Origin of the sequence: Brevibacillus sp. AG162, assembly GCF_006715575.1 — a bacterium.
In the GTDB taxonomy this organism is placed as follows: domain Bacteria; phylum Bacillota; class Bacilli; order Brevibacillales; family Brevibacillaceae; genus Brevibacillus; species Brevibacillus brevis.
This window is the reverse complement of record NZ_VFNO01000004.1, coordinates 98,671-121,796: the sequence shown is the minus strand read 5'-3', so window position 1 is coordinate 121,796 and position 23,126 is coordinate 98,671. Positions and strand designations below refer to the sequence as shown.

The following is a 23,126-nucleotide window of genomic DNA, read 5'->3' as shown; positions in this document are numbered from 1 at the left end:
AATCAGGGGAGATGAAACCATGCGTAATTTGAAAGGGAAAATGGCATTGGTAACCGGAGCAAGCCGTGGGATTGGTCGTGGCATCGCATTACGTCTGGCACAGGATGGCGCATTGGTCGTCGTACACTATGGAAGAAGACAAGAAGAAGCAGAAGCAGTCGTACAGGAGATCGAACGAACGGGAGGCCAGGCATTCGCAATCGGTGCAGACTTGCGCACCCTTGACGGCATTCGCGATTTCTATGCGACATTGGACGAAGCACTGCAGAAGCGTACAGGAGATCATCGTTTTGACATTCTCGTCAATAATGCTGGGATCGGACAAATCTTAACGTTGGAAGAAGCTACCGAAGAATCGTTTGACGAGGTCATGAACATCAATGTCAAAGCACCGTTTTTTATGATCCAACAAGCTTTGCCCCGCCTAAGAGAGGAAGGGCGTATCATCAATCTCTCATCCTTTGTGACTCGTGCAGCTTCCCCAAGTGTGTTCACTTACAGTATATCGAAGGGGGCTATTAACACACTGACGCTAGCTCTGGCTAAACAACTGGGGAGCCGTCATATTACGGTAAACGCGATTCTGCCGGGCATTATTAACACCGAGATGAATGCTGGCACGTTGCAAAATAATCCGGATGGGCAGAAGTACGCCGCTGGACTTTCCACCTTCAATAGATGGGGAGAACCTGATGATGTAGCGGATATTGCCGCCTTCCTCGCTTCCTCGGACAGCCGTTGGGTAACCGGTCAATTGATTGATGCAAGTGGCGGCTCGCATCTGTAATGGTTCTCAAAAAAATAACCGATGGCCACAAACACGGGACCATCGGTTTTGTTTATGAAGATCCTATTCTTTTGGATGAATCATTTGTTCAGGGCGCACGACTTGATCGAATTGCTCTTCGGTCAGCAAATTGCTCTTGATCGCCGCTTCCTTGAGCGTGATGCCTTCTTTGTGAGCCAGCTTCGCTACGGCTGCCGCATTTTCATAGCCAATATGCGGGTTCAGCGCCGTCACCAGCATCAGCGAGTTGTTCAGGTTTTCTTTGATCACTGTCAGATCAGGCTCGATGCCTACTGCGCAATTGTCGTTGAAGGACTTCATTGCGTCTGCCAACAATCTTGCGGATTGCAGGAAATTGTAGATGATCACTGGCTTAAACACGTTCAGCTCGAAGTTCCCCTGGCTAGCAGCAAAGCCAATGGCAGCATCGTTGCCCATCACTTGGCACACGACCATCGTCATCGCTTCGCTTTGGGTCGGATTCACCTTGCCTGGCATGATGGAGCTGCCTGGCTCGTTCGCTGGAATGATAATCTCACCGATTCCGCAACGCGGGCCGCTCGCCAGCCATCTCACGTCATTGGCGATTTTCATCAAATCCGCTGCCAGTGCTTTCAGGGCACCATGTACATGAACGAGCTCGTCATGGCTGGTCAGCGCGTGGAACTTGTTTTCTGCGGTCATGAATTGATGGTTGGTTTCCTTGCTGATTTCTGCCGCGACCATTTCACCGAAGCGCGGATGCGCATTGATGCCTGTTCCTACCGCTGTTCCGCCAATCGCCAGCTCACGCAGGTACTCATTGCTCTCCTTGATCATCTTTTCGGATTTTTCCAGCATGCGTACCCAACCGCTGAATTCTTGGCCCAGCGTCAGCGGAGTTGCGTCCTGCAAATGCGTACGACCGATTTTGATGATATCCATATAGGCTTCGCTTTTTTCTTTCAGCGTTGCCTTTAACAGCTGGAGTGCAGGCAGTACTTGCTCCTCGATAGCGACCAGTCCAGCCATGTGCATCGCTGTCGGGAATGTATCATTGGAGCTCTGTGATTTATTCACATCATCGTTGGCGTGGATGCGAGCCGAGCTGCCCTTCTCTTGAAGCAATTGGTTCGCGCGATGAGCAATGACTTCGTTAACGTTCATGTTGGATTGCGTACCGCTGCCAGTTTGCCAGACAACCAATGGGAAATGCTCATCCCATTTTCCCTGGATCACTTCATCTGCTGCCGCCACAATCGCTTCTGCCTTTTCATTGTCGAGCTTGCCCAGCTTTTGATTCGCCAGAGCAGCACTTTTTTTCAGGATGGCAAACATGCGAATCAATGGAAGTGGCATTTTTTCTTCGCCGATCTCAAAGTTTTGGAAGCTACGTTGTGTTTGGGCGCCCCACAGCTTATCCGCCGGAACCTTTATTTCTCCAATCGTGTCCTTTTCAATTCTGAATTCCATCTCGCATCCTCCTCAATATCGAACGTATTACTTATGTCAAAAAGGGAATGAAGCAGTTCTTCTCAACTAAAATGATAATGATTTTCATTCTTGTTAGCAAGGGATGAAGTGTTTTTTCAGAAAGAATAATGCTGTCCTCCAACGGTTGTGGTCGGGGGAAGACATGTGACAGTGCTTTCGTACAGCTTGTGTGTAGTAGGAGCTTTTACAACGTTTTGTAAGCAACTCCAGGGAGACTTCATGAGCTCCCTTTCAAGAAGTAAACAAAAAGCCCCCGTAGAAGAAGCGCTTTTCCAGTCCAAGCGCCTCTGGAGCCCGACCCAGCGTAGGAAAAAATGGCGGGGAATTTCAGCTTCACCTATGGAATCCTTCCTCGAAACATCTACGTTTGAAGCGCTCCCGCCATTTTTTCCGAAGCGGACAGTCTTCACCCTCAGCAGGGCGGAGGCCGAAGCGTAGACTGGAAATGCGCTTCTTCCCTCACGACAGCCACTTGTAAATGAAAAAGACGAAAGCCACACATGGCCTCCGTCTTCTAGTATTCCTTATTATCTGCTTTCTACTTCTACCGAAATGACATGATCGACGGCCTTCAGCAAGCTGTAAATATCTGTCGTATACGTATTTTCCGATGCCGTAATCATCATTTCCAGCTTTTGCAACGTATTATCCAAGTCTTTGACTTTGACCCGCTTCACTTGCAGATCGAGGTGCTTAATCTGCTTGAATACCAAATCTAAATCGCCCCCGCCTTCGACCACAATCTTGATCGACAAATCTCTTTGTCTGAGCGATTCCGGACCAATCAAGCGAAGAATGATCGGGAACAAATTAATCGCCAAAATAATGAGGATCGTCGCGGTTACTGCCTCAAAATAAAATCCTGCTCCTACTGCAATCCCAAGTCCAGAAGCTGCCCAGACCATCGATGCTGTGGTCAAACCCGAAATGACATCATTACTCCGACGTAAAATCACACCGGCCCCAAGGAAACCGACACCGCTCACAATTTGAGCAGCCAGTCGAAGTGGGTCCATATTGGTGTGTCCGGGCATGGAGAATCGATGCACGGATTCAATGGAGACAATCGTAATGAGACAGCTCGCTACCGAGATGACCATACTGGTTTTGACACCAAGCGGTTTGTGTTTGAGCTGTCGATCCATTCCGATCAGTAAACCCAGAAATAATGCGACTCCTAGTTTTAGCAAAAAATCATACGTCATGAATGCCGAGAGTGACATGAGTTTCTCCCCCCATCTGCCTTGATGTCAGGTTATCTTCCATTTCCTATGATAGAAAGTATATATCGTCTTGCTCCTAGTGTAAACGAGCCCTTGTCTGTTCATGCAAAAAGCGGAAAACCCCCTTATGAGGGATTTTCCGCTTATCTGTTTCCTTATGAATGGCTGCGAATCATGCGTTTCTGTAACGACAGCAGACGTCCAAAAAGGAAGATGGCACCGGCAGCCAATCCCGTAATCAGACCAATCCAGTATCCGAATGCTGCAAGCGAAGTGAATTTCGCCAGAATGTATCCCAAAGGCAAGCCAATCACCCAATAAGATATCAGCGCAACGATAAAGGTAATGGTCACATCCTTGTACCCGCGCAGCACCCCTTGAATAGGAGCCGCAACGGCATCAGAGATCAGGAAGAGGATCGAGTACATCAAGAAATGCTGGGCAAGCTCCAACACCTCGATGTCGGTCGTATAAAAACCAGCCACTTGCTCACTGAACATCAGCAAGCTAATTCCAAACATGAGGGCGATACCAAGAGCGATACCTATCCCCATATAACTGTACTGCTTCGCGTCCCGGAACCTTTTGGCTCCCACCTCAAAGCCCACGACAATCGTCAACGCCATGGATATGCTCAATGGCACCATGTACAGGAATGATGCGAAGTTCATCGCTGCCTGATGCGCCGCAATCGTAATCGTGCTGTACTCACTCATGAACAAAGTGACGGCCGCAAAAATGCTAACCTCGCAAAAGATCGAAAATCCGATAGGAAGCCCCAGCTTCAGCAGCTCTTTCCATCCTTTCATCGAGATCCGGTGAAATTGGGAGAACAAACCGAACTCAACGAATGGGTGTACGCGATTCACGACAAACAGCGTAATCAGCAAAATACACCAGTACGTAATGCCAGATGCAAGCCCAGCACCGATTCCGCCCAGTCGAGGCAAGCCAAAGTTACCAAAGATAAGAGCGTAGTTCAAGAAGACGTTAATCGGCAATGAAAGCAGGGTAATGAACATCGTTACCCGTGTTTGTCCTAATGCGTCGATAAAGCAGCGGAGCACCGTATAAAGAAACATCGGAATAATTCCAATAGCGATTGCATGCAGGAAGCCGCGAGCAATCGTGCGCACCTCAGGCTCCAGTTGCATCCAGTTCAGGATCGGATCAAGCACCAAACCACCGATGATGATGACACCGACCGCAATCCCCACACTCAAATACAAGGCTTGCATAACCGTGTAAGGAACCTGCTCTCGTTTTCCTGCCCCTACCATCTGGGCAACCATCGGCATGACAGCCATCAGAATCCCCGTCAAGCCTGCTTGAACCGGAGTCCACAGACTAGCCCCAATCGCTACACCCGCCAAATCTGTCGGACTGGCATGTCCAGACATGATGGTATCGGCGAACGTCATCGAAAATAGCGCCAGTTGTGATATCAAAATCGGAAGCAATACAGCCAAAAACTGTCGCCATTTTTCTTTTAGCGAATAGGTTTCGTTCATTTTTCATTTCCTTCTAACCTTATAAAATGGGCAAACAATCCCGGATCAATGTAGCAGGAGACTGTTTATCGTTCAAATTATAAGTATATCAAAACAAGTAGGAATCAGCAAAATACTGGGTGCATTTAGACAAACAAAAGCCCAGGGAGATCACCCGGGCTTTGCAACATTATTCAACCAGCTTCCATACATCGGCTTTCCCTGGCTCTTCGCCCTTGGTCCACCATTTTGCCTCATAAACCTTGTCTTCGTAGTTCACTTGCGCTCCGCCATCATACGCTTTGCCGGAATCCCACGACAGTACGACATCGCCTACCAGTTTCCACGCATCGGAACGGTCTGGCTGTTCACCAGTTACCCACCATTTTGCTACGAATTCCAGTCCATCATACAAGACACGGTCTCCCTGTACATACACAGCAGAGGAATCCCACTCGGCGATTTCACCTGGTACTTCAGGCTTTTTCTCCGTTGTGCTTGCAGCAAAAGGTGCGCTCTCTTCGGAAATATTACCTGCCGCATCAACTGCCTTGATCGTATACGTATAAGATGTTCCTGCTGTTAATCCTTTATCAACAAAGGAAGGCTGCTCGACTGACCCTACACGGGAACCGTCACGGTACACCTCGTATTTCACTACGCCGACATTGTCACGGGAAGGACTCCACATGAGGTCGATTTCTGTCTCTGTTGGATGGTGAGTCATGATTCCTGCTGGTGCCGTCGGTGCTTCTGTATCCACGATATCTTCAGCTTTTGTGCGAACGGTAAGTGCTTTGCTCGCGTTAGACTCTTTCCCTTTTCCATCGACCGCCACAACGGTGTAGCTGTAAGCCGTAGCAGGCGTCAAATCTTTGTCCGTGTAAGCTGTTTCTTTCGTTGATGCGATTAATTTACCATCGCGATACACATCGTATTGCTTGATTCCCTCAGATGCCACGGATTTTGTCCAGCTTAGCTCAATGCTTGTAGCTGTTTGCGACACAGAAGTTACATTGCCTGGAACGGTAGGCTGTTCTACGACTCCTGTTCCCGTGTTAATCAAATTCACGTCAATCGCCTGATAAAACGCCATGCCTGTATCTGCAATTTCCCAAACAGCCAAAATAATGTGGTAACCGCTGCGATCTGTCGGTACATTGCACGAATGCGTTACCGTGAATGGCGGTCTTTTCCCTCCGTCCTGGAACGAGCAGAACAGTTCCAGATCCGCTCTGGCAAGCGGCTTGTTAGGATTCCAATCTTTTTTCGTGATGTAATATTTCCACTCCGCTGTGCTATGCGGGGCTGTTAGATTCCAAGTAAACGCATTTTGTCCACCCTGCAAGGTAACCTTGGTCCAGCGATCTACTGTTTGTGCGTAAAGCTCAGGATAGCGGCCTGCACCGGTAAATTCACCATCAGCAGGACCCGATTGCGGGAACCCTCCAATGCCCTCCACGCTTTGCGGTTCCCACTGGATTTGACCGCAGCCTGTGTTTTGCCCCGTCTTACACAAGTAAGAGCGACTCGCTGGCGATTCGATGTACCCGTGAGCCGAGGCTTTCTCAGCGAACACGAGAGTAGCTGCGCCCGCCACCAGCATCATTGCCAGCATGAACAAAAGCGACAGCCCTTTACTGCACAGTTTGTTTCTCAACCCTACATTATCCATTTATCTATCTCCTCTTTTCTGGATTAGGATCGAATACCATGTTACAGAAAATTTTTCCAGTATTACAGATTCTGAATACCTAAACCAAAACCTACCAAATACCCGAATTCCAGTCAGAAAATAGGGAGATGATTCGGGAGTGTATACCTATGCATAAAAATTTATATGTTTCTTTCGGGACTTTTTGATCAAAAAAAATTGCCTGCCGAAAATAATATTCTCAGCAAGCAACTTTTATCACATCAAGAGCAACGGAACGATTTTCCCATCATTTACATCGATCAACCCCAGATCCGTCAGCTTCAAGGCTGGACTGACCGGTAAGGAATGCGTGCTGATCGACATAATCGGGTTGTAGTGATCGTAACCGAGCGACTCCATAGCACGACGAAGTTGCTCGACTTCCTTTGCGGTTTTTTCCAATGGTTCTTCTGTCAAAATGCCTCCGACTGGCAAATGAAGGCTCGCGATCACCTTGCCATCCTCGACCACGTAAAAGCCGCCCTGGTTACGGATGACTTCATTGGCTGCGACCATCATATCGTGCGGATTGTGTCCGACAACCAAAAGATTGTGGTTGTCATGCGAATAGCTGGTGGCTACCGCCCCTCGCTTGATCGTATCGCCGCTGATCAAGCCGTAACCGCGATTGCCGTTTTTACCATAGCGTTCAAAGACGGCGATCAAGCCGTACGGGCTCTCCTCCCACAAAAGTTGTCCTTCCCGCACCTCAGCGATTCCACGGTGATCCTCTGTAAAAGTAGAACCGTTTTGCACGAGCATGACCCGACATGGATAGCGATTGTCTGGCACATCTACTGTGACGCGGAAGTCTTGCTCTGTAAGCGGCGATAGCTTGATGCTCTCATAAAAATGCGCAGGAAACTGCTTCTCTTTGACTACTTGTCGGTACTCTTCCTTGACGTCGTAAGCTTTCTTCCCATTTTTGTAGACGCGTTCGATCTTGAGTTCATGCAGATCAGACAGCAACAGGAAGTCCGCTATTTTGCCAGGAGCAATCGCCCCTCGATCCGTCATGTTCATACGTCTGGCTGGGGTAAATGTACTTGCGTATATTGCGCGCTCTGGTTGCATGCCCATTTGCATGGCTTTTTTCACGATATGGTTCAAATGTCCACGATTGACCAAGGAGTCGGTCATCACATCATCCGTCACGAAACAAAAATGCTCAGAAACATCTTCCTTGATCAAATAGTCCATGACTTCATCCGTCATCGATTTTTCTTGAATCTCCAGAAACATGCCCGCTGCAATTCTCGCTTCCATGCCCTCACGCGTCTGGTGCGTATGATCGGAGTCCACCCCCGCATAAATGACGCGATGCAGGTCCAAATCGAGCAGCTTCGGGACATGCCCCTCGATAACGAGCTTTGAATACGTTTTGCGGATATGCTCCAGGATGCGATTCGTCTTGCAGTCAGGGTCCTTGATGATGTCTACATAATTCATGATTTCGCCGAGGCAAATGATCTCTTCAGAACGCAAGAGCTCGTCCATGTCTGCAATCTCGACAGACCCACCTGTCGTTTCCATCGAGGTAGCTGGTACGGAGCTCGGGATCGCGTACAGCATATCAACGACACAATCACGGCTCGCACGAATCATCTCTTTGATCCCTTCGATTCCGAACACATTGGCCATCTCATGCGGCTCCGGTACGATCGTCGTCACTCCGTTTTGAATCAAGCCAAAGGAAAACGTCTCCGGTGTCACCATCGTGCTCTCAATATGCAAGTGAATATCGACCAGACCAGGAATCATGTAGCGGCCTTGTCCGGCCACGATCTCGGCAGCTTCAAATGTTTCCGTACCCCGCTCACCGATATAGAAGAAGCGTCCATCCAGTACAGCGACATTTCCTTTGATGAACTTTTTAAAATAGCTGTTAAACACTTGGACGTCTTGAATCAACAAATCGACCTTCACGAAAATAACCTCCTGTCTTTAGTCCACGAGTACCACTTTGTCTTTTGGAAACAGCAGATTGACGTTCAGGCCAGTCTTGTACGGTGTCTCCATCTCTTGATTGACCGTGAAGTCACCCAACTCTGTTTCCACGACATATTGATAGCTGCGTCCCAAAAACGTGCTTACCTTTACCGTTCCGCGCAGACGGTTCATTCCCGCCTCAGCACTCTCTTCTGTCGTCACGAGGAGGTCATCTGGTCGCATTGCGCATTTTTTGCCGGACGGATTCGCCGTACCTGGATTTTTGGACGCGGTAAAATCATGGTCCCCAACACGCAAGCCGATTTCTCCGTTCTGCTCGGTGCGCTCTGCGAAGTCGATGAAGTTGGTAAAACCGATAAAGCGGGCGATGAACTCCGTCTTCGGATATTTGAAAATCGTGGCTGGATCGTCGAGCTGCTCGATCACACCCTTGTTCATGATCGCCACCTGATCCGAGATGGAGAAGCACTCCTCCTGGTCATGCGATACGTACACAGTCGTAATTCCCAGCTCCTGCTGAATGCGACGGATTTCTACGCGCATGTTGATCCGCAGGTTGGCATCGAGGTTACTGAGCGGCTCATCGAACAGCAGCAGGTCAGGCTGAATCACCAGTGCCCGGGCAATCGCCACGCGCTGTCTTTGACCACCGGACAGCTCCTTCGGGAAACGCTTTTCGTAGCCGCCGAGACTCACGACTTCGAGAATTTGCTGCACCCGAGTCTTTACCTCTGTTTCATTGACCTTGCGCAGGCGCAAACCGAACGCCACGTTATCGAAAACAGAAAGGTGCGGAAACAGCGCATAGCTCTGGAACACAAACCCGAAGTTGCGTTTGTTGACCGGAACGCGCGTATAATCTTTTCCTTCAAACATGAACCTTCCATCTTTTGCTTCCAGAAAACCCGCAATCAAACGCAGTGTCGTCGTCTTTCCGCAACCGCTCGGACCGAGCAAAGAGATGAGCTGTCCTTTTTCGATATTGAGATTGAAGTTTTGCAAAATATATTGATTGTCATAGGCAACCGATACGTTTTCCAGCGTGAGCAATGCCATGAGTTGATGCCTCCGTTATCGTTTTGTAAAGTAGGAAAGCCCCATCAGACGTTCAATGATGAACATGAGAATAGCCGTAAGAATCATGAGCAGCACGGAAATCGCGGCGATCGTCGGATCGAAGTTGTTTTCTACGTACGTCAACATCTGGATCGGCAGCGTGCTTACCCCTGGTCCCGTCATGAAAACAGAGATATCTACGTTGTTGAACGACTCCAGAAAAGCGATCAGAATCGCAGCAATAATTCCGGAGCGAATATTTGGCAAGACGACTTTGAAAAAGGTTTCGAGACGACCTGCCCCAAGGCTTAAAGCCGCTTCTTCAATGGCGAAGTCAAAGTTGGACAAGGAAGATGCAATGACGCGAATGATAAATGGAAGCATCAGCACCGTATGACCGACGAGAAGTCCCGCATAGATCGGCAACTCGTACACGACGATGACGTATTTCAGCATGGCAAAACCCATCACGATGCCAGGAATCAGGACAGGTGAGATGAAAATGCCATTCAGGATGCCTTTGCCCCGAAAATCAAAGCGACTGAGCGCATAGGCAGCCGGAATCCCCAACAAGAGCGCCAATAGATTCCCTAGCAAGGAAACGAACATCGACGTCTTGAACGTCGTCATGAACATCTCTACCTCAAAAATGTTTTCGTACCACCGCCAGGAAAAGCCCTCCGGCGGAAACTTCAAGACGCTCCCCGGCTCAAACGACGTAAAAGAAATGATAATGAGCGGCCCTAGCAAAAACAGAAAGACGAGAGAGGTAAACAGGGCCAACCCGCGATTTTTCTCCTGCATAGCTTCTACCCCTTCGGATTTAATTTCGTCGCCAGCTTGTTCATGAAATAGATGACGACAAATGTAATGACAATCATGATTGTGGCAATGACAGATGCCAAATGCCAGTCATTAAGCGTAATCGCATTTTGATACAGAAACGTGGAGATGACCCGCTGTTTTCCACCTAGCAGGGCAGGCGTGGTGTAGGCGGTCAAGCTTCCGACAAACACCAGAATGCTACCAATGATGAGTCCCGGTACACTAAGTGGCACAATGACCTTCCAGAAGGCCGTCAACTTGGAAGCACCCAAGCTTTCCGCCGCCTTCAGCAAATCCGGGTCGATGTTTTCCATCACCCCTACCAGCGTAATAATGATCAGCGGCAGGAACAGATGAATCAAACCAATCATCATCGCAGTCGGCGTATACAATATTTCCAACGGCTTATCGATGAGCCCGATTGCAAGCAACGAGCTGTTCAATAAGCCCTTTTTTCCGAGAATAATCATCCAAGAGAACGACCGCACGACAGAGCTGGTCAGCAAAGGAAAAATCGCCAATGCCAGCAGGATGCCCTTTTTGCGTGGGCTGAGCTTGGAAATGTAGTACGCGGCAGGAAAACCAATCAGAACACATGCAATCGTCGTGACCAGACTGACCTGAAGCGTCGTCAGCATAATTTTCAGGAAGTACGCGTCGGTAAGAAATTGGAGATAGCCTTGGATCGTAAAGCTACCCTCTTGATAAAAGGTGGACGCAATCGTCATCACGATCGGAATGACCATGAACAGCGTCAAAAACAGCACACCTGGCAACAGCAATAAATAAAGACCCGTTTTTCTCATCTGATTAACTCCTGTTCACGGTATCGTCAGGCTTTCAATGCGCCGAGAAAACGCGCAAAGAACGCATCTGCATCTACGTCCAGACAGACGTTTATGTTCGGTTCTTTTTTCAGGCGGTTTTGAAAGTCGCAAACCGTTTGCCCATCACACAGCTCACTTCTCGTTTCGATATCCACATACAGCTTTTGCGTTGTCACCAGCTTCGGATCGAGTGCGACTGCGACAGCCAATGGATCATGCATGGCGCACGCATAGATGCCATTTCGCCCGAAATAGCGATGGAGGTAATCAGACGTACTCTGTCTTACGTACTCGCCCATCGGTGTATCTCCCAGCTCGCGAATATGCCCCTCGTTCAACAGCACTCTTCGCGTCACATCCAGTCCAACCAGCGTCAATTGCGGGAATCCGGCATGAAACACAACCTTGGCTGCCTCCGGATCGACGTACATGTTGTACTCCGCAACTGGTGTTACATTGCCGTGCTCACGAACCACTCCACCCATGAAAATGACTTCCTTGACGTGTTGGACAAGCTCCGGGCATTTTTTCACCGCCAGCGCCAAATTGGTCAGCGGCCCCGTCATGATGAGCGTAATCTCGCCGGAATGAGCGAGCACGTTTTCCACGATAAAATCAGGAGCAAAGCCAGCAGTCGGTTCCTTGTAAATCGGAACTCCGGCAAGCGCACCTCCCAAGCCATCCTCACCATGTACGGCGTGCTCGAAAAACAACGGTCGCAGCAGCGGTTCAGATGCTCCACAGACGACAGGGATTTGCTCGCCGACTTGCAAGAAATCGAGAATTTTGCACGTGTTTTCTGTGGCTTTTCGCAACGACACGTTGCCATTCACCGTCGTAATGCCAACCAGATCCAATTGCCCGCTCTTCACAGCGAGAATAATGCCCAGCGCATCATCAATGCCCGTATCCACATCAAGAATGATCTTTTGCTTCACGAGTGGTCCTCCTCTTCCTCAAGAAAACGAGGGTATATCCGTAAATGTCTATACCCTCGCCTCTGTTTTTCTATCGTTCGTTATTGCGTGATTTCACGATTCCAACGGTCAATCCATGCTTTGGAGTGCTCGTTAACGAATTTCATGTCCAGCATTTGCAGCTTGCTTACAGTTTCTTCGCCGTACGTTACGCCTTTTGCTTCTTCTTCTGACAGTTGAACCGTCTTGTTTACAGGGGAATCGATTTTCGCTTTTGCTGTTTTCTCCTGAACTTCCTTGCTCAGCTGGTAGTTGATAAAGTCTTCTGCGAGTGCTTTGTTTTTCGAGCCTTTTACGATGTTAACTGTATTCATGACCGCATATCCGCCGCTTGCAGGTGCTACGAACACCGCTTCTGGCACAGCTGCTTTGATATCTTTAAAGTACATTTCCATGATCGGTCCTACGCCGATTTCTTCTTGACCAAACATGTTCACGTATTCGGAGGTCTTGTCGTAGAACTTCACTACACCTTGGTTGACTTCTTTCATTTTCGCGAAGGCTTGATCCTCGTTAAATTCCTTGCTGCCCGCTACCTGGGATGCACTGTCGAGAACCATTGGGCCTGTCGTAGACGTAATGCTTGGCAGTGTCAGCTTGCCCGCCAGCTCTGGGTTCCACAGGTCTTTCCAATCCTTGATCTCGGTTTTCACGAGCTTTGGATTGTAAGCAATCCCGAATTGGCCAATCGTATAAGCTGGACCGTACTCCTCGCCCAGTGGTGCTTTGGCAATATCATAGATTTGATCCAGATTCGTGATGCGGCTGCGGTCGATTTTTTCAAATGCACCACTCTCAATTCCTTGCTGTGCATAGTAGTCGGAGAGGTAGATCAAGTCTACATCGGAGCTGCCTTGGCGAATTTTGTTCAGACGCTCTGCGTTGTTTCCGATTTCCAGCACGATTTTCACGTTATGTTCTTTTTCAAACGGCTCATATACTTCTTTGCGGAAAAAGTCTTCGGAGAAGCCCCATGTGGAGATGACCAGCTTTTGTGGTTCGCCCTTGGCTTCGCCGCCAGCCCCTCCCGCTTGTGGTTGATCATTGCTGCCACAGCCAGCGAGAGCCAGTGACATCATAGAAAAAGACAGGATTCCAGCAAGTAATTTTTTCATCGTAATTCTCCTCCAGTTGGGTTCATTTGATGACAAAATATGGTGTGACAATAAAAAGAAAAGTACCCTTGATTAGAACGTATCATTCTAAACAAGAGCACTTTTCTTCGTAAACAAAGAGAAGTGACACCCGTTTTTACGCAAAGTCTACGGTCTCCCCTTAAGATAGATCAAAAGAGAAAATCCGAACGATTGCGTCAGGTATTCAGTTCTGATTCAGCTAAAATAACATTCGTGATTGCCCACTGCGTAGGCGCATCATAGTCCCGCAGCACAGCTTCCAACGGCAACCCCATCTCTTCTTCCAGTCGTTCTCTCAGTTTCTTCTTATAAAGAAGAGACATGCGAAAATCGACTTCGAGCTTGAGGGCCGGCGCTTCTCCTTCCAACGCTTGTGAGCGCGGAGAGCGGCGATGCTTGGCTTGGAACGTAATCATCTGATTTTCAATCGTGACTCGGAGCAAAGTCGTTCCAAATCCGAACAACTCTTTTGCTATCTCATTATAGATGGCAGACAGCTTTTTTCTGGTTTCATTGGAGTCCACTAGAGTCATGTCATCACCTGCGATAGCTGGTATCGGGTTCATTCGCTCTCATTATACAAATGATTTCTTAATTCTTCAATAGAATATTCGTATTTAGATCAATTTCACATTTTTCCACCAAGTCATTCGTTTGCAAAAACAGTTGACATCGAAAAAATCAGTCGTTATAATCCAACTATCCAAATAAGAATTAACAACAATGTTTGGAATGATAATTTCATAGCACATTCTCTTATGAAGAGAGGTTGAGGGACTGGCCCTATGACACCTCGGCAACCTATCACAAACGATACGGTGCCAAATCCAGCGGAATTTATTCCGACAGATAAGAGAGGTATTGTTGCAGTGTGGATACATACTCGCAGTTTTCGCCTCTTCTGTCGGAAGAGGCTTTTTCTATTCCATCTTACATCCAGAGAAAAGGGGTATTTTCATGAAAAAGACTGGTCTACTGCTCACTACACTACTGCTCGCTGCATCGCTCGTAACGGCTTGCGGCGGTAAACAAGAAGCTGCGCCTGCTAACGGCGGCACTGCTGCTGAACAAACCTCACTGAAAGTGGGCGTCACTGGCGGCCCGCACGAAGAGATTCTCAACAAAGTAAAAGAAGTCGCCAAAGGCAAAGGACTCGACGTCGAAGTCGTCGTTTTCAATGATTACGTACAGCCGAACCAAGCGCTCGATAAAGGAAATCTCGATGTAAACAGCTTCCAAACCATCCCGTTCTTGGCGAAATTCAATCAAGATCACAAAACAAAAATCGTCGAGGTCGGAAAAACCGTCACGTACCCAATGGGCCTATACTCCACCAAGCATAAAAAAGTCGAGGACATCCCGGCAGGCGGCGTTGTCGGCATTCAAAACGACCCGACCAACCGAGCACGCGCCCTCTTGCTCTATCAGGCAGCTGGCTTGATTAAACTCAAAGATGGCGTGGGCGACAACGCAACACCACTGGACATCATAGAAAATCCAAAAAATTTGCAATTCAAAGAGCTGGAGGCTGCTTTCCTGGCACGCTCGCTGAAGAACGTAGAGGTCGCTTCGATTAATACGAACTTCGCGATGGAAGCTGGCTACTCCCCGAAAAAAGATGCGATCTTCGCCGAGACGGCTGACTCTCCATACGTGAATATCTTGGCAGCCAACGAAACCAATAAAGACAACCCAGCTGTCAAAAAGCTGGTCGACATCTACCGTTCGGAAGAAGTGAAAAAATTCATCGACGAACGTTTTGAAGGAGCTGTACTGCCGTCCTGGTAAGATCGACGCCAGGAACATCAAGAACAACAAGGAGAACTCGTTATGATACAGCTAACCGATATTCATAAGTCGTATCAAGTAGGAAACAAGCAGGTAGAAGCATTGAAGGGCGTATCCCTGCAGGTGGAAAAAGGGCAAATCTACGGAGTTATCGGCTTTAGCGGAGCGGGGAAAAGCACCCTGCTCCGTACCATCAACCTGTTGGAGAAGCCGACCAGCGGTTCTGTGATCGTCAATGGTCAGAACATGCTGTCCCTCAAGGAAAAAGAACTGCGGCAAGCTCGCAAAAAGATCGGGATTATTTTTCAACACTTCAACCTGCTCTCTTCCTATAATGTCTTTGACAATGTGGCGGAAATCTTGCGGATGAATCGCGTCCCCAAAGATGTCATTAAGCGCAAGGTAGAAGACCTTCTCGGCTTGGTTGGCTTGTCTGATAAAGCAAACGCTTATCCTTCTCAGCTATCCGGTGGACAAAAGCAACGGGTGGGCATCGCTCGTGCGCTTGCGACTGATCCGGAAATCCTGCTCTGTGACGAAGCGACTTCCGCTCTCGACCCGCAGACAACCGAATCGATTCTGGAGCTGTTGCTCGACATCAATCGAAAGTTCAACCTGACCATCGTGCTGATTACACATGAAATGCAGGTCATCAAGAAAATCTGCGACCAGGTAGCCATCATGGAAAACGGCGTCGTCATCGAGCAAGGCTCTGTTCTGGATGTTTTCAGCAATCCGCAAGAGCAAACGACCCGTAATTTTATCAAAACGGTTTTCGACGATCAGGTACCACAGGAGATTTTGTCCAAGATAAAAGAAACTGGACCTGTCTCCAAAATTGTCCGCGTTGCTTTTCGAGGCGATGCCGCTCTCGATCCTGTCCTAGGAACACTGTCTGCACGTTTTCCGATTAGCACCAATTTGTTGTACGGCTCGATTACGACCATTAAGGGAACGGCTCTCGGCATTTTGCTTTTGCACATTTCCGGTGAAGACCAGGCCATTCAGGATGGCATTCGCTTCTTGCGCGAATCCGTCTACCGCGTAGATATTGTGTCACCAGAGGAGGTGCGGAGCTAATGGAGCGCTTGATTGAAATGATTCCGGTATTCGGGCAATCCCTGCAAGAGACTGTCATCATGGTCGGGTTTTCGTTGTTCATTGCGACACTGATCGGGATTCCGCTCGGGATTTTGCTGGTCATCACACAGGCGAATCACCTTTTTCCGAACAAAATCATCTATCACACCCTGAATACAATCATCAACATTGTGCGTTCGTTGCCTTTTATTATCCTGATGGTTGCGATCATTCCTTTTACGGAGTTGATCGTGGGCACTTCGATTGGGATTGAAGGAGCCATTGTGCCGCTCATCGTCTATACATCGCCTTACATCTCACGCCTGATGGAAACGGCCCTGCATGACGTAGATCGCGGCGTTATCGAAGCGTACCAGGCGATGGGCGCATCCCGGACGCAAATTATTTTTCGCATCATGCTGCGTGAAGCACGGCCTGGCATCGTCCTCTGCCTGACCATCGCTACCATCGGTTTGATCGGTGCTACTGCTATGGCTGGCGCAGTCGGTGCCGGCGGACTGGGTGATCTCGCCTTGCGTTACGGCTACCAGCAATGGGACATCGAAGTCATGATCATTACTGTCGTCATTCTCGTCGTCTTAGTCCAGCTCATTCAATCGTTGGGCAACTGGGCAGCTCGAAAACTGAAAAAGAGCGCGTAAATCGTAGAACCCCTGACCAGATTGCTCGTCAGGGGCTTTTTTGTAGGTATTTAGACCGATCGTCACTGAAAGTTCGTTGGAATTTCGCCCGATATTCATGTAGACTTATATATAGAAGTCATTTAAATGAGAGGGGCTACTCAAATAACATGAAAAAACTCATCATGATGTTGGTTGCCGTAATGCTCGTACTCGCTCCAGCCGGAGGTTTCATTGATCACGCCGACGCGAAAGGCTATAAGTCCGGGAAAAAATCGTTCAATTCTAATACGGCTCCTACGAACACGCAAACGCCTAACAAAGCCGATACGAACGTAAATGCTTCAACAAATAAAGGTACGACCACAACTCCTGCTGCTACAGCAAGCAAAAGCGGCGGATTCATGAAAGGTCTCATGATTGGTGGTCTGGCTGGTTTGCTGTTTGGAACCCTGTTCGCTGACATGGGTATTCTGGGGTCCATCCTTGGCTTCATGATCAACCTGATGGCGATCCTCGCTGTGATTATCCTGATCCGCAAAGTGATCGTCTACTTCAAAACCAAGCGTGAGAAGGAACAGGAACTGAACGCATGGAAAAGATAACATTTTCTGAACAAGATATCATTAATGCGATCTGCATTCACGCAGCCTACAAAAAGCAGTTGAAGCCGCAAGACATCTCCGTCGAGTTGATGTGGGACGAGGAGTATGGCTTCTCTGCTGAAATACACTGGATGGATCGCCAACAAATCTTCGTCGAGATTAATATGATTGAAGCGATTCGCTACTACCTGGAGACCCAGATGCAGCGCAACCCTTACTCCGCCGGTATCGAGCTGGTATTGGACGACGAACAAGGGATCATCGCTCATATCACCTACTAAAACAGGATAATCATTTGTTAACCCAAGGCCAATTTGTTCACGCATGTGAGCAGGTTGGCTTTTTACATATTGAATTTGACCTCGTTCCGTTATATACTTAAACTTAGTGAAAATGATTATCATTACTATGTTTACTTATACAGGTACATACTTTCATAAAAAGGAGTTGGCCCATTGTGGAGCGCTTATACACGCAAAAGCTGGACATCGGATACGGTGAGCTTTCCATTGTCAAAGACTTGAACATCAGCATTCCTTCTGGAAAAATCACTGCCCTGGTCGGTGCAAACGGTTCTGGTAAATCGACGATCCTCAAAACTCTCGCGCGGATTATGAAACCAACAGGCGGACAAGTATTTTTGGACGGCAAATCGATCCACCAGCAATCGACCAAGGAAGTCGCCAAGCAACTGGCGATTTTGCCGCAAAACCCAACCGCACCCGATGGCTTGACCGTGTCTGAGCTCGTTACCTATGGCCGCTTCCCCCATCAAAAAGGCTTCGGTTCCTTGACCAAGGAAGACAAGGAGATCGTAAACTGGGCTATCTCCATGACCGGCATGGCAGATTTTCATGATCGTCCGGTCGACCAGCTATCCGGCGGTCAGCGCCAACGCGCCTGGATTGCGATGGCTCTGGCGCAAGGAACAGACATCCTGTTCCTGGATGAGCCTACGACCTTCCTGGATATGGCTCACCAGCTGGAAGTTCTCAAGCTTCTGCAAAAGCTGAATGACGAAGAAAATCGTACGATCGTCATGGTCGTCCACGATTTGAACCACGCAACCCGTTATGCACAGCACATGGTTGCAATCTCTCGCGGTACCGTTGTCGCTGAGGGAAGCCCTGCTGAAGTCATGACGCCTGAGATGCTGCGTAAGGTATTCAACATCGAAGCAGACATCCTGACTGATCCTCGCACGGGTGTACCGCTCTGCCTCCCTTATGAGCTGTGTCATGCTGTGGATCAAAAGCAACCAAACGAAAACACGACCCAACCTGTTTACACGGAAGAGCGCAAGCTGGTTGGAGCCAGATAATTGTTAGATTCCGCAAGCAAAAAGCCGGTTTTCACCACGTTTTACGGTGTAACCGGCTTTTTGCTATCCCTACCGATTACAGTTTTTCTGAATTTACTTCCGCTGATATTCTTGTTGTTCCCGGTTGCAGTCCGCCGAATTTCCAGTTGATTTTGGAATACGATCCCCAGCCACCGTTTGACTCGGGTTCACCTAAGAAGGCACCTGCTTTGTTGGTAGAACAAATAAGAGGGATGTTACAGGAGTTTGCCAAGCGGGCCCCGGATATAAATGAAAAAGGCGACAGCCCAGGGAATATCTGACTCCCCTGGGCTGTCGCCACTTTCTTTTCTAGCCTCTTACCACTTAACTTCTTTCAAAACTTCTTCAGCCATGCTGCCAGTGGAAACCAATCCGCCACCGGAGAGGTACCAGTAGTTTGCATCGAGGTAAATGATATTGCCGTTTTTAAACGCTTTGGTGTTTTTGATCAAGTCGTTTTCGATCGTTTGTTTTGCAGAAGTGGAAGCGTCTTGGTTCTTATTCACAACTCCGCGGTCTACAACAAACAGGTAGTCCGGATTTTTTTCCATGATATATTCAAAGGATACACTTTGACCGTGGCCTTCTACTTTGATGTCTTTGTCTACAGGAGTGATACCAAGCTCTTTGTGAATCATGCCAAAGCGAGATCCTGGACCATAAGCGCTCAACTTACCTTCGTTCACCAATACGATCAGTGCATTTTTACCGCTTGCTGTTGCTTTCTCATTCACTTGCTTGATAGACTCATCGATTTTAGCCAGCTCTTCGTCTACTTGTGCTTCTTTACCGAAGATGGTACCCAATGTCTTCATGCTCTCTTTGAAAGATTCCATGTACTTCTCGTTGTCTACGCCCATGAAGATGGTTGGAGCGATTTTGTTCAGCTCTTCATATGCAGGCTCTTGACGACCGGAGATGAAGATCACATCAGGCTTCATTGCGTTAATTTTTTCAAAGTCTGGTTCTTTCAAACCACCAACATTTGTGTACTTCGCATCTTTGAACTTTTCCAGGTACGGAGGAATGTTAGACGACTGTGCAACACCTGCTACTTCGATACCTAATTTATCCAAGGAATCCAGGACACCGTAGTCAAAAGAAACAACGGTTTTTGGATTCTTTTTCAGTTTTGCTTCACCCAATTTATGCTTGATGGTAATTTCCTCAGATGTTTGTGCAGCTTCAGGTGCTTTTGTCGCATCTGTCGCTGGTGTTGCAGGTGCAGCGCTATTTGAGCCGCATGCAGCTGTAAATACTGCCATCAGTACTGCCATAAACAGCACGAGTAGTTTTTTGTTCACTTCTCTCACCTCTATATAGAATTTAAAAAGATATAAAATTATTGATAGCTTGCTGATGAAAACCCCTGCAGGCCATCAAAATTTTAACGATAGGAGGATGGATCTTACGCGAAATATACGCATATTTTGTTCTGTTCAATGTCTTCGATCTGGATATCCATGTCATAGACATCTTTTAGAGTTGGACGTGTGATGATCTCGTCTGTGGTACCCTCTTTTACGACCTTGCCGTCCTTGAGAGCGACAATATAGTCCGAATAAACAGAGGCAAAGTTAATGTCATGAATCACGATGACGACCGTTTTGCCCATTTCGTCTACCAGACGTCGCAGTACCTTCATGATCTGGACGGAATGTTTCATATCCAGATTGTTGAGCGGCTCATCCAGAAGGACATAGTCTGTATTTTGAGCGACGACCATAGCGATGTACGCACGCTGGCGTTGACCACCACTCAGCTGGTCGAGGTACTTGTGCTGAATGTCCGTAAGCTCCAAATAACGGATGGCATCATCTACATACTTCCAATCCTCTTTTGTCAAATTCCCCTGCGAGTACGGGAAGCGACCAAAGCTGACCAGCTCGCGGATCGTCAACCGTACCGTAATGTGGTTTGATTGCTTGAGAATCGATATTTTTTTGGCCAGCTCACTGCTCTTCGTCTGTCCAATCTCCTGGCCCTCAATGAAAACCTCGCCTTGATCCTTGGTCAACAGACGACTGATCATGGACAGCAAGGTGCTCTTCCCGGCTCCATTGGGTCCGATAAAGGACGTGATTTTTCCCTTGGCAATTTTCACAGAGACATCTTCCACGACATATTTGCTACCATATTGTTTTGAGACATTCCGGACTTCTATCACGCTTTATTCTCCTTTAACAGAAGATAGATGAAGTAAACCCCACCAATAAAGTTGACAATGACACTGAGTGTTGTGGAAAAAGTGAATACGTGCTTCACAATCAACGAACCGCCAACTAGAGCAACGACACTGATTAAAGCAGAGCCTACAAGCAAATGTTTATGCTGATAAGTTTTCATAAACTGATGGGCGACATTCGCTACCAACAGTCCGAGGAAGGTAATCGGTCCGACCAAAGCTGTCGCAATGGAGACGAGGATCGCAATCACGATGAGAAATCGCTTGATGACAAACTCATAGGGAATCCCCAGATTGATCGCCTGATCCCGGCCGAGCGATAACACATCCAAATACTTGATGTAACGCCAGAAGTAAATTGCAATCGCGATGACCAACACAAAGCTGATAATCAGCAAATCTGTTTTTACGTTGTTGAAGCTGGCGAACATCTTGTCTTGTACAACTAAAAACTCATTCGGATCGATCAACACTTGCATGAACGTGGACAAACTACTAAACAACGTGCCCAAGATCAATCCGATCAATAACAGGAAGTAGATGTTTTGCCCTTCTCTTTTAAACAGGAATTTGTAAAGCAGTCCTGCGAAAAGTACCATCCCCCCTGTTGAAATCAGGAAGTTCACATTGGCGTTCATCAAAGAGGTTGCAGAACCAAAAACAAAGATCACAAACGTCTGGATGAACATATAGAGCGAATCCAGGCCGATGATGCTAGGCGTCAAGATTCGGTTATTCGTAATTGTCTGGAAGACCATCGTGGAAAAGGCGATGATGCATCCGGTTAAAATGATGGCAAGGATTTCCTTGGTCCGCCGAGGAAGGACGTAATCCCAGTTGCCACTGGCGTTAATCGTCATGAATATGGCTATTAAAGCAATGGCCACAATCGACAGGGCACCTATCTTCGCTTTCATTGTTCATATGCCTTTCTTCTCATGAGTAAGTACACGAATATCCCGCTGCCTATGACCCCAACCATCAAGCCGATGGAAATCTCGTACGGGAAGATGATGAGGCGTCCCAGGATATCACAGGCCAGTACAAACACCGCGCCAAGCAAAGCGGTATGAGACAAGCTTTTCTTCAGGTTGTCTCCCAGGTACAGCGTAACCAGATTCGGAATAATGAGCCCCAAAAACGGAATCGCACCTACCGTGAGAATCACAACCGATGTCACACAAGCAACGATGATCAGTCCGATATTGACGACCTGCTTGTAATTCAACCCGAGGTTGATAGCAAACTCCTCACCCATTCCGGCAATCGTGAACTTGTTCGCGTACAAGTAGGCGATAATCACCAGCGGAATGCTTATGTACAAAAGCTCGTAGCTGCCTTTCATAATGGTAGAGAAATCTCCATGCAACCAAGCAGACATGTTTTGCATCAAATCGTGTTTATAAGCGAAAAACGTCGTAATGGAACCGACGATATTTCCAAACATCAATCCCACCAACGGGATAAAAATGGAGTCCTTGAATTTGATTCGGTCAAGGATCTTCATAAAGATAAACGTTCCCAAGAGAGAGAAAGCAAAAGCAACGAGCAGTTTTACCCATGGACCGGCATCGACGAATACCAAGAGTGAGATCAAAATTCCAAAGCGAACGGAATCCTCTGTCCCCGCAGTCGTTGGAGAAACAAACTTGTTTCGGGTCAACTGCTGCATGATCAAGCCGACGATACTCATGCTTATCCCTGCGATGATGATACTGATTAATCGCGGAATCCGGCTGATCCACAGTACTTGCACTTTGTCATCCGTGAGATTGAACAGATCCCATGGCGATATATTTTTGACACCTATAAAAAGTGAAACGAACGAGAGCAAAATAAGTGCTACAACCAAATATCTCTTTTTCATCGCGTCCCTACTCTTCTTACGTTTTCCTGGAGTTCTGTCACGTATTGACCCGAGTAATTATATAGAGAATAATTCTCACCATTATCATTAATAAAGAGATTCATTCTCAATTAGAACTACCTTTGTTATATTAGCACTTCTTTATCGGAAGGGAAAGCTTTTTTTCATTAGTCGGCTA

General features: G+C 47.7%; 22 protein-coding genes and 1 riboswitch. Of the genes, 7 read left to right on the top strand and 15 right to left on the bottom strand.

Annotated elements, in window-relative coordinates; genetic code table 11:
- The first annotated feature begins 19 nt into the window (after nucleotides 1-19).
- Nucleotides 20-787, top strand: a complete 768-nt coding sequence (locus FB479_RS14430; RefSeq protein ID WP_106654951.1) for an SDR family oxidoreductase — start codon at nucleotides 20-22, stop codon at nucleotides 785-787.
- 63 nt (nucleotides 788-850) lie between these two features.
- Here FB479_RS14430 and fumC read toward each other — a convergent pair whose 3' ends face one another.
- The 11 genes from fumC to FB479_RS14375 form a co-directional block, all read right to left on the bottom strand.
- On the bottom strand, nucleotides 851-2,239 hold the full coding sequence (gene fumC / locus FB479_RS14425; RefSeq protein ID WP_106654952.1) for a class II fumarate hydratase: 1,389 nt from the start codon (nucleotides 2,237-2,239) through the stop codon (nucleotides 851-853).
- Nucleotides 2,240-2,787: 548 nt separating this feature from the next.
- A complete protein-coding gene (locus FB479_RS14420) occupies nucleotides 2,788-3,465 on the bottom strand; it encodes an MgtC/SapB family protein (RefSeq protein WP_115984399.1) in 678 nt (225 codons plus the stop codon).
- A gap of 173 nt (nucleotides 3,466-3,638) precedes the next feature.
- On the bottom strand, nucleotides 3,639-4,994 hold the full coding sequence (locus FB479_RS14415) for an MATE family efflux transporter (protein ID WP_142065767.1): 1,356 nt from the start codon (nucleotides 4,992-4,994) through the stop codon (nucleotides 3,639-3,641).
- Nucleotides 4,995-5,163: 169 nt separating this feature from the next.
- Entirely contained in the window at nucleotides 5,164-6,648 is a 1,485-nt protein-coding gene (locus tag FB479_RS14410) for a lytic polysaccharide monooxygenase (RefSeq protein WP_142065766.1), read from the bottom strand.
- 237 nt (nucleotides 6,649-6,885) lie between these two features.
- Nucleotides 6,886-8,595 carry an adenine deaminase gene (locus FB479_RS14405; RefSeq protein WP_142065765.1) on the bottom strand — a complete coding sequence of 570 codons (1,710 nt, stop codon included), beginning with the start codon at nucleotides 8,593-8,595 and terminating at the stop codon, nucleotides 6,886-6,888.
- Between the two features lie 18 nt (nucleotides 8,596-8,613).
- Nucleotides 8,614-9,675 carry an ABC transporter ATP-binding protein gene (locus tag FB479_RS14400; protein WP_106654958.1) on the bottom strand — a complete coding sequence of 354 codons (1,062 nt, stop codon included), beginning with the start codon at nucleotides 9,673-9,675 and terminating at the stop codon, nucleotides 8,614-8,616.
- Between the two features lie 15 nt (nucleotides 9,676-9,690).
- Nucleotides 9,691-10,479, bottom strand: a complete 789-nt coding sequence (locus FB479_RS14395; RefSeq protein WP_106654959.1) for an ABC transporter permease — start codon at nucleotides 10,477-10,479, stop codon at nucleotides 9,691-9,693.
- A 5-nt stretch (nucleotides 10,480-10,484) separates the two neighbouring features.
- Nucleotides 10,485-11,306: an ABC transporter permease gene (locus tag FB479_RS14390; protein ID WP_106654960.1), complete on the bottom strand. Its 822-nt coding sequence runs from the start codon at nucleotides 11,304-11,306 to the stop codon at nucleotides 10,485-10,487.
- A 26-nt stretch (nucleotides 11,307-11,332) separates the two neighbouring features.
- Nucleotides 11,333-12,265, bottom strand: coding sequence for a nucleoside hydrolase (locus tag FB479_RS14385; RefSeq protein ID WP_142065764.1), 933 nt, complete (start codon nucleotides 12,263-12,265; stop codon nucleotides 11,333-11,335).
- A gap of 80 nt (nucleotides 12,266-12,345) precedes the next feature.
- Complete coding sequence (locus tag FB479_RS14380; protein WP_142065763.1) at nucleotides 12,346-13,419, bottom strand: ABC transporter substrate-binding protein; 1,074 nt, start codon at nucleotides 13,417-13,419, stop codon at nucleotides 12,346-12,348.
- A gap of 197 nt (nucleotides 13,420-13,616) precedes the next feature.
- A complete protein-coding gene (locus FB479_RS14375; RefSeq protein ID WP_173610495.1) occupies nucleotides 13,617-13,973 on the bottom strand; it encodes a Na-translocating system protein MpsC family protein in 357 nt (118 codons plus the stop codon).
- 220 nt (nucleotides 13,974-14,193) lie between these two features.
- A riboswitch (SAM riboswitch) is annotated at nucleotides 14,194-14,296 on the top strand.
- A gap of 101 nt (nucleotides 14,297-14,397) precedes the next feature.
- On the opposite strand from FB479_RS14375, the gene FB479_RS14370 reads away from it, so the two are divergent.
- The 6 genes from FB479_RS14370 to FB479_RS14345 all read left to right on the top strand — a co-directional run bounded on the left by FB479_RS14370 (nucleotide 14,398) and on the right by FB479_RS14345 (nucleotide 18,875).
- Nucleotides 14,398-15,228 carry a MetQ/NlpA family ABC transporter substrate-binding protein gene (locus FB479_RS14370; protein ID WP_106654964.1) on the top strand — a complete coding sequence of 277 codons (831 nt, stop codon included), beginning with the start codon at nucleotides 14,398-14,400 and terminating at the stop codon, nucleotides 15,226-15,228.
- Between the two features lie 42 nt (nucleotides 15,229-15,270).
- On the top strand, nucleotides 15,271-16,308 hold the full coding sequence (locus tag FB479_RS14365; RefSeq protein ID WP_106654965.1) for a methionine ABC transporter ATP-binding protein: 1,038 nt from the start codon (nucleotides 15,271-15,273) through the stop codon (nucleotides 16,306-16,308).
- Complete coding sequence (locus tag FB479_RS14360; RefSeq protein ID WP_017246619.1) at nucleotides 16,308-16,970, top strand: methionine ABC transporter permease; 663 nt, start codon at nucleotides 16,308-16,310, stop codon at nucleotides 16,968-16,970. The genes FB479_RS14365 and FB479_RS14360 overlap by 1 nt, the downstream gene beginning before the upstream one ends.
- A gap of 149 nt (nucleotides 16,971-17,119) precedes the next feature.
- Nucleotides 17,120-17,554 carry a hypothetical protein gene (locus FB479_RS14355; protein ID WP_106654966.1) on the top strand — a complete coding sequence of 145 codons (435 nt, stop codon included), beginning with the start codon at nucleotides 17,120-17,122 and terminating at the stop codon, nucleotides 17,552-17,554.
- Entirely contained in the window at nucleotides 17,542-17,835 is a 294-nt protein-coding gene (locus FB479_RS14350; RefSeq protein ID WP_142065762.1) for a YxcD family protein, read from the top strand. Before FB479_RS14355 ends, FB479_RS14350 begins: the two co-directional genes overlap by 13 nt.
- Nucleotides 17,836-18,011: 176 nt before the next feature.
- Complete coding sequence (locus FB479_RS14345; RefSeq protein WP_142065761.1) at nucleotides 18,012-18,875, top strand: ABC transporter ATP-binding protein; 864 nt, start codon at nucleotides 18,012-18,014, stop codon at nucleotides 18,873-18,875.
- 338 nt (nucleotides 18,876-19,213) lie between these two features.
- Here FB479_RS14345 and FB479_RS14335 read toward each other — a convergent pair whose 3' ends face one another.
- The 4 genes from FB479_RS14335 to FB479_RS14320 all read right to left on the bottom strand — a co-directional run bounded on the left by FB479_RS14335 (nucleotide 19,214) and on the right by FB479_RS14320 (nucleotide 22,948).
- The gene (locus FB479_RS14335; protein WP_142065760.1) at nucleotides 19,214-20,200 is read right to left on the bottom strand and encodes a siderophore ABC transporter substrate-binding protein; all 987 of its coding nucleotides are present in this window, start codon (nucleotides 20,198-20,200) and stop codon (nucleotides 19,214-19,216) included.
- Between the two features lie 104 nt (nucleotides 20,201-20,304).
- Entirely contained in the window at nucleotides 20,305-21,063 is a 759-nt protein-coding gene (locus FB479_RS14330) for an iron ABC transporter ATP-binding protein (RefSeq protein WP_142065759.1), read from the bottom strand.
- Nucleotides 21,060-21,998, bottom strand: a complete 939-nt coding sequence (locus tag FB479_RS14325; RefSeq protein ID WP_142065758.1) for an iron chelate uptake ABC transporter family permease subunit — start codon at nucleotides 21,996-21,998, stop codon at nucleotides 21,060-21,062. The genes FB479_RS14330 and FB479_RS14325 overlap by 4 nt, the downstream gene beginning before the upstream one ends.
- A complete protein-coding gene (locus tag FB479_RS14320; RefSeq protein ID WP_106654972.1) occupies nucleotides 21,995-22,948 on the bottom strand; it encodes an ABC transporter permease in 954 nt (317 codons plus the stop codon). Before FB479_RS14320 ends, FB479_RS14325 begins: the two co-directional genes overlap by 4 nt.
- Nucleotides 22,949-23,126: the final 178 nt, after the last annotated feature.